At 68.5% G+C, this 12,310-nt stretch carries 22 protein-coding genes; all 22 read right to left on the bottom strand.

Features of this window, described 5'->3' with window-relative positions; translation table 11 throughout:
* Positions 1 to 26: 26 nt before the first annotated feature.
* A complete protein-coding gene (rpsM, locus tag BCD49_RS02480) occupies positions 27 to 407 on the bottom strand; it encodes a 30S ribosomal protein S13 (RefSeq protein WP_007514844.1) in 381 nt (126 codons plus the stop codon).
* Between the two features lie 310 nt (positions 408 to 717).
* A complete protein-coding gene (rpmJ, locus tag BCD49_RS40140) occupies positions 718 to 831 on the bottom strand; it encodes a 50S ribosomal protein L36 (protein WP_003956441.1) in 114 nt (37 codons plus the stop codon).
* Between the two features lie 330 nt (positions 832 to 1,161).
* Positions 1,162 to 1,383: a translation initiation factor IF-1 gene (infA, locus tag BCD49_RS02475; RefSeq protein WP_006541558.1), complete on the bottom strand. Its 222-nt coding sequence runs from the start codon at positions 1,381 to 1,383 to the stop codon at positions 1,162 to 1,164.
* 370 nt (positions 1,384 to 1,753) lie between these two features.
* Positions 1,754 to 2,590: a type I methionyl aminopeptidase gene (gene map, locus BCD49_RS02470; protein WP_007514842.1), complete on the bottom strand. Its 837-nt coding sequence runs from the start codon at positions 2,588 to 2,590 to the stop codon at positions 1,754 to 1,756.
* A 404-nt stretch (positions 2,591 to 2,994) separates the two neighbouring features.
* A complete protein-coding gene (locus BCD49_RS02465) occupies positions 2,995 to 3,648 on the bottom strand; it encodes an adenylate kinase (protein WP_007514841.1) in 654 nt (217 codons plus the stop codon).
* Positions 3,648 to 4,940: a preprotein translocase subunit SecY gene (gene secY, locus BCD49_RS02460; protein ID WP_007514840.1), complete on the bottom strand. Its 1,293-nt coding sequence runs from the start codon at positions 4,938 to 4,940 to the stop codon at positions 3,648 to 3,650. The genes BCD49_RS02465 and secY overlap by 1 nt, the downstream gene beginning before the upstream one ends.
* 263 nt (positions 4,941 to 5,203) lie before the next feature.
* Positions 5,204 to 5,710 (bottom strand): 50S ribosomal protein L15, encoded by a 507-nt coding sequence (gene rplO / locus BCD49_RS02455; RefSeq protein ID WP_071041059.1) that lies wholly within the window; start codon positions 5,708 to 5,710, stop codon positions 5,204 to 5,206.
* Positions 5,711 to 5,712: 2 nt separating this feature from the next.
* Positions 5,713 to 5,895, bottom strand: coding sequence for a 50S ribosomal protein L30 (gene rpmD / locus BCD49_RS02450; protein ID WP_007514838.1), 183 nt, complete (start codon positions 5,893 to 5,895; stop codon positions 5,713 to 5,715).
* A complete protein-coding gene (gene rpsE, locus BCD49_RS02445; protein ID WP_007514837.1) occupies positions 5,895 to 6,506 on the bottom strand; it encodes a 30S ribosomal protein S5 in 612 nt (203 codons plus the stop codon). The genes rpmD and rpsE overlap by 1 nt, the downstream gene beginning before the upstream one ends.
* 28 nt (positions 6,507 to 6,534) lie before the next feature.
* The gene (rplR, locus tag BCD49_RS02440; protein ID WP_007514836.1) at positions 6,535 to 6,909 is read right to left on the bottom strand and encodes a 50S ribosomal protein L18; all 375 of its coding nucleotides are present in this window, start codon (positions 6,907 to 6,909) and stop codon (positions 6,535 to 6,537) included.
* Positions 6,910 to 6,919: 10 nt separating this feature from the next.
* Positions 6,920 to 7,456: a 50S ribosomal protein L6 gene (gene rplF, locus BCD49_RS02435; protein ID WP_007514835.1), complete on the bottom strand. Its 537-nt coding sequence runs from the start codon at positions 7,454 to 7,456 to the stop codon at positions 6,920 to 6,922.
* A 12-nt stretch (positions 7,457 to 7,468) separates the two neighbouring features.
* Positions 7,469 to 7,876, bottom strand: a complete 408-nt coding sequence (rpsH, locus tag BCD49_RS02430; RefSeq protein WP_007514834.1) for a 30S ribosomal protein S8 — start codon at positions 7,874 to 7,876, stop codon at positions 7,469 to 7,471.
* Positions 7,877 to 7,991: 115 nt separating this feature from the next.
* Positions 7,992 to 8,177, bottom strand: coding sequence for a type Z 30S ribosomal protein S14 (locus tag BCD49_RS02425; RefSeq protein ID WP_006539145.1), 186 nt, complete (start codon positions 8,175 to 8,177; stop codon positions 7,992 to 7,994).
* A gap of 4 nt (positions 8,178 to 8,181) precedes the next feature.
* Positions 8,182 to 8,751, bottom strand: a complete 570-nt coding sequence (gene rplE / locus BCD49_RS02420) for a 50S ribosomal protein L5 (protein ID WP_007514832.1) — start codon at positions 8,749 to 8,751, stop codon at positions 8,182 to 8,184.
* Positions 8,752 to 8,760: 9 nt separating this feature from the next.
* A complete protein-coding gene (gene rplX, locus BCD49_RS02415; protein ID WP_027140159.1) occupies positions 8,761 to 9,078 on the bottom strand; it encodes a 50S ribosomal protein L24 in 318 nt (105 codons plus the stop codon).
* Positions 9,079 to 9,090: 12 nt separating this feature from the next.
* Positions 9,091 to 9,459, bottom strand: a complete 369-nt coding sequence (gene rplN, locus BCD49_RS02410) for a 50S ribosomal protein L14 (protein ID WP_007514830.1) — start codon at positions 9,457 to 9,459, stop codon at positions 9,091 to 9,093.
* A gap of 128 nt (positions 9,460 to 9,587) precedes the next feature.
* Entirely contained in the window at positions 9,588 to 9,893 is a 306-nt protein-coding gene (rpsQ, locus tag BCD49_RS02405) for a 30S ribosomal protein S17 (protein WP_027140160.1), read from the bottom strand.
* The gene (gene rpmC / locus BCD49_RS02400) at positions 9,890 to 10,132 is read right to left on the bottom strand and encodes a 50S ribosomal protein L29 (protein ID WP_007514828.1); all 243 of its coding nucleotides are present in this window, start codon (positions 10,130 to 10,132) and stop codon (positions 9,890 to 9,892) included. The genes rpsQ and rpmC overlap by 4 nt, the downstream gene beginning before the upstream one ends.
* Positions 10,132 to 10,548 carry a 50S ribosomal protein L16 gene (gene rplP / locus BCD49_RS02395; protein ID WP_007514827.1) on the bottom strand — a complete coding sequence of 139 codons (417 nt, stop codon included), beginning with the start codon at positions 10,546 to 10,548 and terminating at the stop codon, positions 10,132 to 10,134. The genes rpmC and rplP overlap by 1 nt, the downstream gene beginning before the upstream one ends.
* A 4-nt stretch (positions 10,549 to 10,552) precedes the next feature.
* On the bottom strand, positions 10,553 to 11,551 hold the full coding sequence (gene rpsC / locus BCD49_RS02390; protein WP_007514826.1) for a 30S ribosomal protein S3: 999 nt from the start codon (positions 11,549 to 11,551) through the stop codon (positions 10,553 to 10,555).
* A complete protein-coding gene (rplV, locus tag BCD49_RS02385) occupies positions 11,551 to 11,961 on the bottom strand; it encodes a 50S ribosomal protein L22 (protein ID WP_007514825.1) in 411 nt (136 codons plus the stop codon). Before rplV ends, rpsC begins: the two co-directional genes overlap by 1 nt.
* Positions 11,954 to 12,235: a 30S ribosomal protein S19 gene (gene rpsS / locus BCD49_RS02380; protein ID WP_007514823.1), complete on the bottom strand. Its 282-nt coding sequence runs from the start codon at positions 12,233 to 12,235 to the stop codon at positions 11,954 to 11,956. The genes rplV and rpsS overlap by 8 nt, the downstream gene beginning before the upstream one ends.
* Between the last annotated feature and the right edge of the window lie 75 nt (positions 12,236 to 12,310).

Genomic DNA, 12,310 nt, shown 5'->3' with positions numbered 1-12,310 from the left:
AACGGGCGGGGGCGGCGGACCGGTGACTACTTCTTGCCGGGCTTCTTCTTGCCGGCGATGGCGCGACGCGGGCCCTTACGAGTGCGGGCGTTGGTGTGCGTCCGCTGGCCGTGCACGGGGAGGTTGCGCCGGTGGCGGATACCCTGGTAGCAGCCGATCTCCATCTTGCGCCGGATGTCCTGCTTGATCTCTCGCTGCAGGTCACCCTCGACGCGGTAGTTCGCGTCGATCCACTCACGCAGCTTGATGACCTCGTCCTCGGTGAGGTCGCGGACCCGGGTGTCCGGGTTGACCCCGGTCGCAGCCAGGGTCGCCCTGGAGCGGGTGCGCCCGATCCCGAAGATGTAGGTCAGGCCGATCTCGACCCGCTTCTCGCGGGGCAGGTCAACGCCTGAAAGGCGTGCCATGAAGGTGGTTCCTTCCTGCTTGCTTCGGAGGTTTCGGGCGTCGCCGCCCCCATCGGTCCCATGACCGACGAGGCCCCGGCCTCCGACCGGGGGTTGCGACGCGGGCTGCCGACCGCGCATTCCGCGTGAACGGCCCCACCGCGCCCTGACGACGCTTCTACTTGGTGAGAGCTGCTGCTCCGGTGAGACTCCGCAGAGCCTTCGCTCAAGATCTCACCAAGGGCAAGGACGAGCTTACTCCCCGCCTGACCGGCACTCTCACACTGCGTGCTGCGCGAGAGCCGGCCCTTCACCCGGCGGCAGGCTCAGCTCAGCCCTGCCGCTGCTTGTGGCGAAGATTGTCGCAGATGACCATCACGCGCCCATGACGACGGATGACCTTGCACTTGTCGCAGATCTTCTTGACGCTCGGCTTGACCTTCACGGCTGCCGTTACCTCCCGCGCGCAGCCGTAAGCCGCGCCTGAGTGAACTTGTACAGATCCAGCGAACACCCTGGGGCCAAGCGAAGCTCGACACCGGGGCTCCGGGGTCGCCCCCGGAGCAACATCAGTGGCAGAACTCTCGAGGACCAGCCAAAGGTCGGCGAACAGAGTCACCGCGACCGGACACTCGCTGAATTTACACGGATCCAGCGAACCCCTCGGTCGAGCGAAGCTCGACATCGGGGGTCCGGGGGTCGCCCCCGGAGCAATATCAGTGGCCGGTCCCCTGGGAGCCAACCGAAGGTTGGCGAACAGGGTTGCCCCGACCGGTCACTTGTAGCGGTAGACGATGCGTCCGCGGGACAGGTCGTAGGGCGACAGTTCGACCACCACCCGGTCCTCCGGAAGAATCCGGATGTAGTGCTGGCGCATCTTGCCGCTGATGTGGGCGAGAACGCGGTGACCGTTCTGGAGCTCCACGCGGAACATCGCGTTGGGAAGCGGCTCCACAACTCGGCCCTCGATCTCGATGGCCCCGTCCTTCTTCGGCATGTCCTCCACTGTCCTGACGTATACGACTGTCGGGGGTCCGGGGTGTTCCCCGGACCGATATCCCGGGCCCGCGAGGAAGCCGACCCGAAGCCGGCGACCATGCTGGGCTGCCTCGGTGGCCCATCCAGCCGCGCCCAGTCAGGAACGCCCAGTACCACCAACCGACGGCAACCGGGCGATCGAGAGGTCCGCTCGCCGCGGACGCTCTACACGCTGATGATCACCCGCCCTGGCGATCGCCCAAGCGAACGACCATCCACGCGAGCGATCAGGCGAACCTGCGCCACGGCACAACAGATCGGTGGACGCGAGAGACCACCGCCTTGAAAGTCTACGCGCCGCCTTCGTCAAGGGCTAATCGAGCGTGGGCTCAGGTGGACGCTCCGGCCGGCTGGCCGCAGGTGACGCCGAGAGCCGCGAGCCTGGCGGCGCCGCCGTCGTGGGCGGTCAGGACCCATGGGCCCCGCGGCGTGATGGCGACGGTGTGCTCGGTATGCGCCGCCCAGGAACCGTCGGACGTCGAGACCGTCCAGTCGTCCGCCAGCACCTTGGTGTCCGGCGACCCCAGGGTGATCATCGGTTCGATCGCGAGCGCGAGTCCCGCGACCAGCTTGATCCCGCGGCCAGGCCGGCCATGGTTGAGGATGTGCGGCGGCTGGTGCATCTCGGTACCGATGCCGTGCCCGCCGTAGTTGTCCACGATGCCGTAGCCGAACGGGCGGATGTGCTGCTCGACGGCCGAGGAGATGTCCGTGAGCCGGCCGCCGAGCTGTGCCGCGGCGAGCCCATGCCACAGCGAGTCCTCGCAGACCCGGATCATGTCGAGCACCTCGGGCGCGACGTCGCCGATCGGCACGGTGATCGCCGCGTCGCCGTGCCAGCCGTCGACGATGGCGCCGCAGTCGATAGAGATGATGTCGCCGTCGCGCAGCACCCGACGCTTGTTCGGGATCGCGTGCACCACCTCGTCGTTGACCGAACTGCAGATCGACGCCGGGTACGGGGGGTGCGCATAGCCCTTGAAGGAGGGGATGCCGCCGCCGGCGCGGATCGTGCGCTCGGCGACCGCGTCCAGGTCGGCGGTCGTCACGCCTGGCACCGCGGCCTCGCGCAGCCGGTCGAGGGCCTGCGCGACCAGCAGGCCGGCGATCCGCATCTTGGCGATCTCGGCCGCCGTCTTGATCTGGACATGCTCTCGTCGCGCCATACTCTGTCCCGGTCTCGCCTCTCGATGCTGCCCCCGCCGACCCGCTCGCGCAGCGATGGCCATCAACGCCCGAGCTGCCCAGCACCCGACGTGCTCAGCAACCCGACCGTAAGCCCACCCAGCGGGAACCTCGCGCCGGGCCCGGATGTTTCGGCACGTTCTACCCGGTCCGTCCCGTCACGCGATGCGGCCTGTTCAGAAGACCATAGCCCGCCACACCCAGCAGGGCGCCGAGTAGATCTTGTCTACCGCGCCGCATCGGCCCAAAAGGAGGCGCGCGACCAGGACATGGATCAAGGACGGCCCGTCCATGCCAGGCCGGATCAGGCGATGGGGGACGCGAGACCTCCCTCAGGCGAACACCTCGGGCACCTCGGGCGCACGCCCTGGCGCCCCCGTCCGCCTTAGGCGCCGTGGTGACGCAGCGCGTCCAGAGCCCGCTCGGTGACGTTGTCGACCGGGCCGGTGGCGTCGATACCGATCAGCACCCCGCGCTCCGCGTAGTAGGCCACGAGCGGGGACGTCTGCTCGGCATAGACCTCGAGGCGGTGCCGAACCGTCTCGGGGAGGTCGTCGTCGCGCTGGAACAGTTCGCCGTTGCACCGGTCGCAGACGTCCTCGACGGTCGGCGGGTCGAAGTCGACGTGCCAGATGTGCCCGCACGAGCGGCACGTGCGTCGCCCGGACAGCCGGCGGACGACCTCGTCGTCATCGACGACGAGCTCGAGCACCACGTCCAGCTGAGTGCCCATGGTGTCGAGCATCCCGCCGAGCACCTCGGCCTGGGGGACGTTGCGCGGGAACCCATCGAGCAGGAAGCCCTTGACGGCGTCGTCCTCGGCCAGACGGTTGCGGACCATGCTGATCGTGATCTCGTCGGGTACGAGGTCGCCGGCGTCCATGTAGCGCTTCGCCGCGACACCCAGCTCCGTGCCTTCTCGGACGTTCGCACGGAAGATATCACCGGTGGAGATCTTGGGGATCGACCGCGCCGTGGCGATGAACGCGGCCTGCGTACCCTTACCTGCTCCCGGTGGTCCGACCAGTACGAGGCGCACTACCGGAGGAAGCCTTCATAGTTGCGGAGCATGAGCTGGCTCTCGATCTGCTTCACGGTCTCCAGTCCCACCCCCACCATGATCAGCACCGACGTCCCTGCGAAGGGGAAGGGCTGGTCCTTCGTCAGGTTCAGCAACGCGAGCGGTAGAACGGTGATCACCCCCAGGAACAACGAGCCCGGCAGGGTGATCCGGGAGAGGACATGATCCAGGTACTCGGCCGTCGGCCGGCCGGGCCGGATACCCGGGATGAAACCGCCGTACTTCTTCATGTTGTCGGAGACCTCGGTCGGATTGAACGTGATCGCGACGTAGAAGTACGTGAAGAAGATGATGAGCAGGCCGTAGGCCGCCAGGTAGAGCGGATGGTCCCCTCGAGAGAGGTAACGAGACTCGAAGTCCTGGAAGGACTGGTTGTTCCACACCTGGCCGACCAGCTGCGGAAGCTGCAGCAGCGAGGAGGCGAAGATGACCGGGATGATGCCGGCCTGGTTCACCTTGATCGGCAGGTAGGTCGAGGTCCCGCCGTACATGCGTCGACCGATGAGCCGCTTGGCGTACTGCACCGGGATGCGTCGCTGGGACTGCTCGACGAAGATGACGAAGACCACGATCGCGAGGCCCAGCAGGCAGACCAGGGTGAAGACGACGCCGCCGGCGACCTGGAGGATGGCGGTGCCCTGCGAGGGCAGCCGCGCCGCGATCGAGGTGAAGATCAGCAGCGACATGCCGTTGCCGATGCCGCGGGCCGTGATCAGCTCACCGAGCCACATGATCACACCGACGCCGGCGGTCATCGTGATGACCATGGTGGCGATCCGGAACAGGCTGGTGTCCGGGATGACGGCCGCGTCGCAGCCGGGGAACAGCCGGCCGCTACGGGCCAGCGCCACGATGCCGGTCGCCTGCAGGATGCCAAGCGCGATGGTCAGGTAGCGCGTGTACTGGGTGATCTTCTGTTCACCCGCGCTGCCTTCCTTCTTGAGCTGCTCCAGCCGCGGAATGACCACGACGAGCAGCTGAAGGATGATGCTCGAGGTGATGTAGGGCATGATGCCCAGCGCGAAGATCGACAGCTGCAGTAGCGCGCCACCGCTGAACAGGTTGATCAACGAGTAGACGTTGCTCGCGCCCGTACTCGCCGTGCTCAGGCAGGTGTTCACGGCCCTGGTCGACACGCCCGGCGACGGCATGACGCTGCCGATCCGGAACAGAATCACGATCCCGAACGTGAACAGCAGCTTCTTGCGCAGGTCCGGCGTGCGGAAGGCCCGCGTGAAGGCGGTGAGCACGGCTCCTCCTGCCGGGGGGGGAAGGACGCGAACAGCTACGGCGCCTGGGTCCGCGTGGCGGGTATCCGATGGATCGTCCAGACGCCGTGAGCCGACTGTAACAGCACCGGAGGCCCACGAGTCCCGACATGACATCGGCCAACGCCTGTCGGGTGTCCGTGGTCCTTCCGGTTCACCGGGCGACCGGCGCGGCGAGGATAAGTCGGCGCGCAAGCCCAGTGTCCACCGAAAGGGGACGAGCGTGTGCACGCCCGTCCCCCAACTCACACTTCGGTGACGCTCCCGCCGGCCGCGGCGATCTTCTCGCGCGCGGAGCCGGAGAACGCATGCGCGCTCACCCGCAGCGCGACGTCGAGCTCGCCGTCGCCCAGCACCTTCACGAGCGTGTTCTTGCGAACCGCGCCCGCGCCGACGAGCGCCTCGACGGTCACGTCGCCGCCCTGGGGGAACAGCTCCGCGAGGGTGGCGACGTTCACCACCTGGTACTCGACGCGGAAGCGGTTCTTGAAGCCCTTGAGCTTCGGCACCCGCATGTGCAGGGGCATCTGGCCACCCTCGAAGGTGGCCGGGACCTGCTTGCGGGCCTTGGAGCCCTTGGTACCGCGACCGGCGGTCTTGCCCTTCGACCCCTCACCGCGCCCGACCCGCATCTTGGGCCGGTTCGCGCCGGGAGCCGGCCGCAGGTGGTGGATCTTGAGCGCGCGACCGCGCTCGCCACCGCTGGCCGCCGTCGTGCCTTCGGCGGTGGMGTCCTTGGTCAGTTCCGCCATCTTCAGTTCACTTCCTCAACCGTGACGAGGTGCGCCACGGTCCTGATCATGCCACGAACCTGCGGGGTGTCCTCACGCGTGGTGGTCGCCCTGATCTTCCGCAGGCCGAGGGTCCTCAGCGTCGCCCGCTGGTTATGGGTGCCGCCGATCTCGGACTTCACCTGGGTGATGAACAGGGAGGCCATCACGCACCAGCCGCCGCGGCCCGGGCTCGCAGCATCGCCGGCGGGGCCACGTCCTCGAGCGGCAGGCCGCGGCGAGCCGCGATCTCCTCGGGACGGGTCAGCCCACGCAGCGCGGCCACGGTCGCGTGCACGATGTTGATCGGGTTGGACGAGCCGAGCGACTTCGACAGCACGTCGTGCACGCCGGCGCACTCCAGCACCGCGCGCACCGGACCACCGGCGATGACGCCGGTACCCGGGGACGCCGGCTTGAGCAGCACGACGCCGGCGGCCGCCTCGCCCTGGATCGGGTGCGGAATCGTCGCCCCGATCCGCGGGACCTTGAAGAAGTGCTTCTTGGCCTCCTCGACGCCCTTGGCGATCGCCGCGGGCACCTCCTTGGCCTTCCCGTAGCCGACGCCGACGGTGCCGTCCGCGTCTCCGACCACGACGAGCGCGGTGAAGCTGAACCGGCGGCCACCCTTGACGACCTTGGCTACCCGGTTGATCGCGACGACGCGCTCGACGTAGGCGGTCTTCTCCTGCGCCTGGCCGCCTCCCGAGCGGTCTCTGCGCTCGCGGCGGTCGGAGCCGCCGCCGGCGCCGCCGCCACGGCGCTGCTGCCCTGGCATCTCTAGAACATCCCCTTAGTAGAACCCATCAGAAGTCCAGCCCCGTCTCGCGGGCCGCGTCGGCGAGCGCCGCGATTCGGCCGTGGTAGGTACGCCCACCGCGGTCGAACACCACGGCGGACAGCCCGGCGGCCTTCGCGCGCTCGGCTATGAGCTTGCCGACCTCGCGAGCGAGCGCGGTCTTGTCGCCTTCGGCGCCGCGCAGCGAGACGTCGAGCGTGGAGGCGGAGGCCAGGGTGTGGCCGGCGACGTCGTCGATGACCTGGGCATAGATATGCCGCGAGGAACGGCTGACGACGAGGCGTGGACGAACCGGGGTGCCGGAGACACGCTTGCGCACCCGGACGTGCCGGCGCAGCCGCGCGGTCCGGCGCCGAGCGCTGGCGGTGAGGCTCACAGCCATGATCTATCTCCTACTTCCCGGTCTTCCCGACCTTGCGGCGGACGACCTCGCCCTGGTATCGCACGCCCTTGCCCTTGTACGGGTCGGGCTTGCGCAGGCCACGGATCTTGGCCGAGACCTCGCCGACCAACTGCTTGTCGATGCCATGCACGACGAAGCGGGTCGGGGCCTGGACCTCGAACCGAATACCCTCCGGGGCCTTGACCGGCACCGGGTGGCTGTAACCGAGCGCGAACTCCAGGTCTGAGCCCCTGGCCTGGACACGGTAGCCGACGCCGACGATCTCCAGGGTCTTCGAGTACCCGGTGGTGACACCGATGACCATGTTGGAGACCAGCGTCCGGGTCAGGCCGTGCAGCGCGCGCGAGTTGCGCTCGTCGTTGGGACGGCTGATCACGATCTTGCCCTCTTCCTGGGCGACCGTGATCGGCTCGGCGATGGTGTGCGAAAGGGTGCCCTTGGGGCCCTTGACGGTGACGTGCTGGCCGTCGAGGGACACCTCGACGCCACTCGGCACCTCAATCGGCAGACGGCCGATGCGTGACATGTCGGCGTCCCCCTACCAGATGAAGGCGAGGACTTCGCCGCCCACGCGCCGCTTACCCGCCTGTCGGTCGGTCAGCAGCCCCGTGGACGTGGAGATGATCGCCACGCCCAGGCCGCCGAGCACCTTCGGCAGGTTCGTCGACTTCGCGTACACCCGCAGGCCGGGCTTGCTGATGCGCTTCACACCCGCGATCGAGCGCTCCCGGTTGGGGCCGTACTTCAGGTCGACAACGAGGTTCTTGCCAGGCCCGTCGTTCTCGGGCTCCTCGACGTGCCAGCCGAGGATGTAGCCCTCCTGCTGCAGGATCTCGGCGATGTGCACCTTGATCTTGCTGTGTGGCATCACCACCCGGTCGTGGTACGCCCGGTTGGCATTGCGGACGCGCGTGAGCATGTCCGCAATCGGATCGGTCATCGTCATGAGGTGACGCCTTCCTCACGGGGGTTCCCGCGCCCCTGCTGGGTGCCGGGCCTACCGCGATGGGTGGTGTTACTGAGCAGACCTTCGAAGAGAGCCCCGAAAGCCCGAAATGATCTTACCAGCTGCTCTTGGTCACGCCCGGGAGCTCGCCCCGGTGCGCCATCTGCCGCAGACACACCCGGCAGAGCCCGAACACCCGGTAGACCGAACGCGGACGGCCACACCGCTGGCAGCGGGTGTAGCCACGGACCGCGTACTTCGGCTTGCGAGCGGCCTTCTCGACTAGCGCCTTCTTCGCCATGCTTCTAGTTCTCCCTGAACGGGAAGCCCAGCGCGCGCAGGAGCGCCCGGCCCTCGTCGTCAGTGGTGGCGGTGGTGACGACCGTGATGTCCATACCGCGCACCCGGTCGATCCTGTCGATGTCGATCTCGTGGAAGATCGACTGCTCGGTCACACCGAACGTGTAGTTGCCGCGCCCGTCGAACTGCTTGGGCGACAGGCCGCGGAAGTCGCGGATGCGGGGCAGCGCGATCGTCACGAGCCGGTCGAGGAACTCCCACATCCGGTCGCCGCGCAGCGTCACCTTCGCGCCGATCGGCATGCCCTCGCGCAGCTTGAACTGGGCGATGGACTTCGTAGCCCGGCGCACCGCCGGCTTCTGCCCGGTGATGGCGGCCAGGTCGCGCAGCGCGCCGTCGATGAGCTTGGCGTCGCGAGCCGCGTCGCCGACGCCCATGTTGACGACAACCTTCACGACGCCAGGGGTCTGCATGACGTTCGCGTAGCCGAACTGCTCACGCAGCGCCGGCGAGATCTCCTCGCGGTAGCGCTGCTTGAGCCGCGGCAGCGCGGGCGCCTCAGTAGTCACAGTCATTAGTCGCCCCTACAGCTCGGCACCCGTGCGCCGCGAAATGCGCACCTTGGTACCGTCATCGTTGATCTTGTATCCGACGCGGGTCGGCTTGCCGTCGGTCGGGTCCACGATCGCCACGTTGCTGACGTGGATCGGAGCCTCCTGGGTGACGATGCCACCCGACTGCGAGCCACGGGTCGTGGTCTGGACGCGGGTGTGCCGGGTGACCCGGTTCGCGCCCTCCACGACCACCTTGTTCTCCGCGGGGATGGCCCGAATGACCTTCCCCTTCAGGCCGCGGTCCTTGCCGGAGATGACCTGGACCGTGTCGCCCTTCTTGATCTTCAAACCGGCCACGGTCTACAGCACCTCCGGTGCCAACGAAATGATCTTCATGAACTTCTTGTCCCGCAGCTCGCGGCCGACCGGCCCGAAGATGCGGGTGCCTCGCGGGTCCCCACCGTCCCGGATGAGCACGGCGGCGTTCTCGTCGAACCGGATGTAGGAGCCGTCCGGCCGCCTGCGCTCCTTGGCGGTGCGCACCACGACCGCCTTCACCACGTCGCCGCGCTTCACGCCGGCGCCGGGCAAGGCGTCCTTCACCGTGCCGACGATGATGTCGCCGATCCCCGCGTACCGACGACCCGAACCGCCGAGCACCCGGATGCACAGGATCTCCCGCGCGCCCGTGTTGTCGGCGACCCTCAGGCGCGTCTCCTGCTGAATCACTTCAAGCTCCTGACCCGCTTGCGGCGAATTTCCTTATCACCGTTGAAGCCCGCCGCGACCGGGAGGCTTCGCCATCCTGCCGGACGCTCCGCCGCCGATCGCGACGGAGCCTCCGGCACCGCCTGTTACTACTTGGCCTTCTCCAGCACGCGGACGACGCGCCAGCGCTTGGTGGCCGACAGCGGCCGAGTCTCCATCAGGAGCACCCGGTCGCCGACGCCACACGCGCTTTCCTCGTCGTGTGCCTTGACCTTCTTCGTCCGGCGGATCGTCTTGCCGTAGAGCGGGTGCTGCACCCTGTCCTCCACCGCCACGACGACCGTCTTCTGCATCTTGTCGCTGACCACGAGGCCCTCACGGACCTTGCGGAAGCCCCTGGAGGCGCTGTCCGCGCCGCCGGGCTCGTTGGTGCTCTCGTCTGCCACTGCGCTCACTCCGCTGTCTCGTCGGCAAGGCTCGGGTCGACGGTCAGGCCGAGCTCGCGCTCACGCATCACCGTGTAGATCTTGGCGATGTCACGCCGGACGGCCCGCAGCCGCCGGTTGTTGGAGAGCTGGCCGGTCGCGTTCTGGAACCGGAGGTTGAACAGCTCCTCCTTGGCCTCGCGGAGCTTGTCCACGAGGTCATCGCCGGACAGCGCGCGCAGATCGTCCGCGCTGGTGGCGGTAGCCATCACGCACCACCTTCACGGGTCACGAACCGGCACTTCATCGGGAGCTTGTGGATCGCGCGGCGCATGGCCTCGCGGGCCACCGGCTCGGCGACACCGGACAGCTCGAACATGATCCGGCCGGGCTTGACGTTGGCGATCCACCACTCGGGCGAACCCTTGCCGGAACCCATCCGGGTCTCGGCCGGCTTCTTGGTCAGCGGGCGGTCCGGGTAGATGTTGATCCAGACCTTGCCGCCACGGCGGATGTGCCGGGTCATAGCGATACGAGCCGACTCGATCTGCCGGTTGGTCACGTACGCCGGCTCCAGCGCCTGGATCGCGTACTCGCCGAACGCGATCGAGGTCCCGCCCTTGGCCGCACCGGTCCGCCTCGGGTGGTGCTGCTTGCGGTGCGCGACCTTACGGGGAATCAGCATTGTCCTACTCCTCCGCCTTCTCCGGCGCGGCCGACTCAGCGGCCGGTGCCGGCGACGCGTCCGGGGTGACCGCGGCGGCGGTCGGCTCCGGCGCCACGGCGGGCGTCGGCTCCGGCGCGGCCGTAGCCTCAGGCCCGGCGGGGGTCGTCTCGGGCGTAGTCGGCGTCTCGGTCGCGGCCTGCTCGCCGCCACCGCCACCGCCACCGCCACTGCCGCCCCGGCCCCGGCGCTCGCCGCGCTGCCGCTCGGCGGCCGCGCGACCTGCCTCGGTGCCGCCCGCCGTCGTGCCGGACGAGCCGGACCGCGGACCGCGACGCGTCGGACGCTCACGCCGGTGCTGGCGCGTCAGCGCCTCCTGGGCCTCGCGCTCGGCGCGGCTCTGCACCACGTCGCCCTTGTAGATCCAGACCTTCACGCCGATACGRCCGAAGGTCGTGCGTGCCTCGTAGAAGCCGTAGTCGATGTCGGCCCGCAGGGTGTGYAGCGGCACGCGACCCTCGCGGTAGAACTCCGACCGGCTCATCTCGGCGCCGCCCAGGCGTCCGGAGCACTGCACCCGGATGCCCTTCGCGCCGCCCTTCATCGCGGTCTGCATCGCCTTGCGCATCGCCCGGCGGAAGCTGACCCGGCTGGACAGCTGCTCGGCCACGCCCTGCGCGACGAGCTGCGCGTCCACCTCGGGGTTCTTGACCTCGAGGATGTTGAGCTGGACCTGCTTGCCGGTCAGCTTCTCCAGGTCGCCGCGGATACGGTCGGCCTCCGCGCCGCGGCGGCCGATGACGATGCCCGGCCGGGCGGTGTGGATGTCGACGCGCAGGCGTCCCTGGGTCCGCTCGATGTCGACCCGGCTGATGCCGGCCCGCTCCATGCCCTTGGACATCATCTTGCGGATCTTGACGTCCTCACCGACGTACGCCTTGTACTGCTTGTCGGCGTACCAGCGCGACGTGAACTCCGACGTGATGCCGAGCCGGAACCCGTGCGGGTTGACCTTCTGCCCCACTACCGGGCCCTCCTGTTCGTGGCATCCTCCGCGGGCGCAACGCTTTCAACCACGATCGTGATGTGGCTGGTCCGCTTGCGGATGCGGTAGGCGCGGCCCTGCGCCCGAGGGCGGATCCGCTTGAGCGTCGGGCCTTCGTCCACGTACGCCTCGCCGACGAACAGCGTGCTCGGGTCGAGGCCGTGGTTGTTCTCCGCGTTCGCGATGGCGCTGCGCACGACCTTGTAGACGTCGGTGCTGGCGGACTGCGGCGCGAAGGTGAGGATGTCGAGCGCCTCCTGCGCGGACCGGCCGCGGACCAGGTCGACGACCCGGCGGGCCTTGGTCGGCGAGATCCGCACGTAGCGGGCCGTGGCCTTGGCGCCGGGCAGGCCGGCGCGGGTGAGGCCGTCGACGAGGTCGTCAGCCACGGCGCGACCTCCGGTCTTCCTTCACGTGGCCGCGGAAGGTCCGCGTCGGGGCGAACTCTCCGAGCTTGTGACCGACCATGCCCTCCGTGACGAACACCGGCACGTGCTTGCGGCCGTCGTGCACCGCGATGGTGTGGCCCAGCATGTCCGGAATGATGGTCGAGCGGCGTGACCACGTCTTGATGACGTGCTTGGTGCCCTTCTCGTTCTGCACGTCCACCTTCTTGAGCAGGTGGTCGTCGACGAACGGGCCCTTCTTCAGGCTGCGTGGCATTGTGTCTCCTCCTCCCTGCTCAGCGGTGATTCCCGGCGGGAACGCCGGCGCGGTGGCTGGATGCGGCCTGGGCCG

This window comes from Pseudofrankia sp. EUN1h (assembly GCF_001854645.1).
Classification (GTDB): domain Bacteria; phylum Actinomycetota; class Actinomycetes; order Frankiales; family Frankiaceae; genus Pseudofrankia; species Pseudofrankia saprophytica.
The sequence above is the reverse complement of the archived record's forward strand: the minus strand, read 5'-3'. Positions and strand labels throughout refer to the sequence as shown.

Bases quoted from the DNA above. Each gene is read 5' to 3' on its own strand.
- rpmC (WP_007514828.1), bottom strand. From the start codon at position 10,132: ATGGCTACCGCCACCAGCGCGGACGATCTGCGCGCGCTGTCCGGCGAT.
- infA (WP_006541558.1), bottom strand. From the start codon at position 1,383: ATGCCGAAGAAGGACGGGGCCATCGAGATCGAGGGCCGAGTTGTGGAG.
- rplF (WP_007514835.1), bottom strand. From the start codon at position 7,456: ATGTCACGCATCGGCCGTCTGCCGATTGAGGTGCCGAGTGGCGTCGAG.
- rpsM (WP_007514844.1), bottom strand. From the start codon at position 407: ATGGCACGCCTTTCAGGCGTTGACCTGCCCCGCGAGAAGCGGGTCGAG.
- rplE (WP_007514832.1), bottom strand. From the start codon at position 8,751: ATGACTGTGACTACTGAGGCGCCCGCGCTGCCGCGGCTCAAGCAGCGC.
- rpsS (WP_007514823.1), bottom strand. From the start codon at position 12,235: ATGCCACGCAGCCTGAAGAAGGGCCCGTTCGTCGACGACCACCTGCTC.
- rpsH (WP_007514834.1), bottom strand. From the start codon at position 7,876: ATGACGATGACCGATCCGATTGCGGACATGCTCACGCGCGTCCGCAAT.
- map (WP_007514842.1), bottom strand. From the start codon at position 2,590: ATGGCGCGACGAGAGCATGTCCAGATCAAGACGGCGGCCGAGATCGCC.
- rpsE (WP_007514837.1), bottom strand. From the start codon at position 6,506: ATGCCAGGGCAGCAGCGCCGTGGCGGCGGCGCCGGCGGCGGCTCCGAC.
- rplR (WP_007514836.1), bottom strand. From the start codon at position 6,909: ATGGCTGTGAGCCTCACCGCCAGCGCTCGGCGCCGGACCGCGCGGCTG.
- rpmD (WP_007514838.1), bottom strand. From the start codon at position 5,895: ATGGCCTCCCTGTTCATCACCCAGGTGAAGTCCGAGATCGGCGGCACC.
- BCD49_RS02425 (WP_006539145.1), bottom strand. From the start codon at position 8,177: ATGGCGAAGAAGGCGCTAGTCGAGAAGGCCGCTCGCAAGCCGAAGTAC.
- rplP (WP_007514827.1), bottom strand. From the start codon at position 10,548: ATGCTGATTCCCCGTAAGGTCGCGCACCGCAAGCAGCACCACCCGAGG.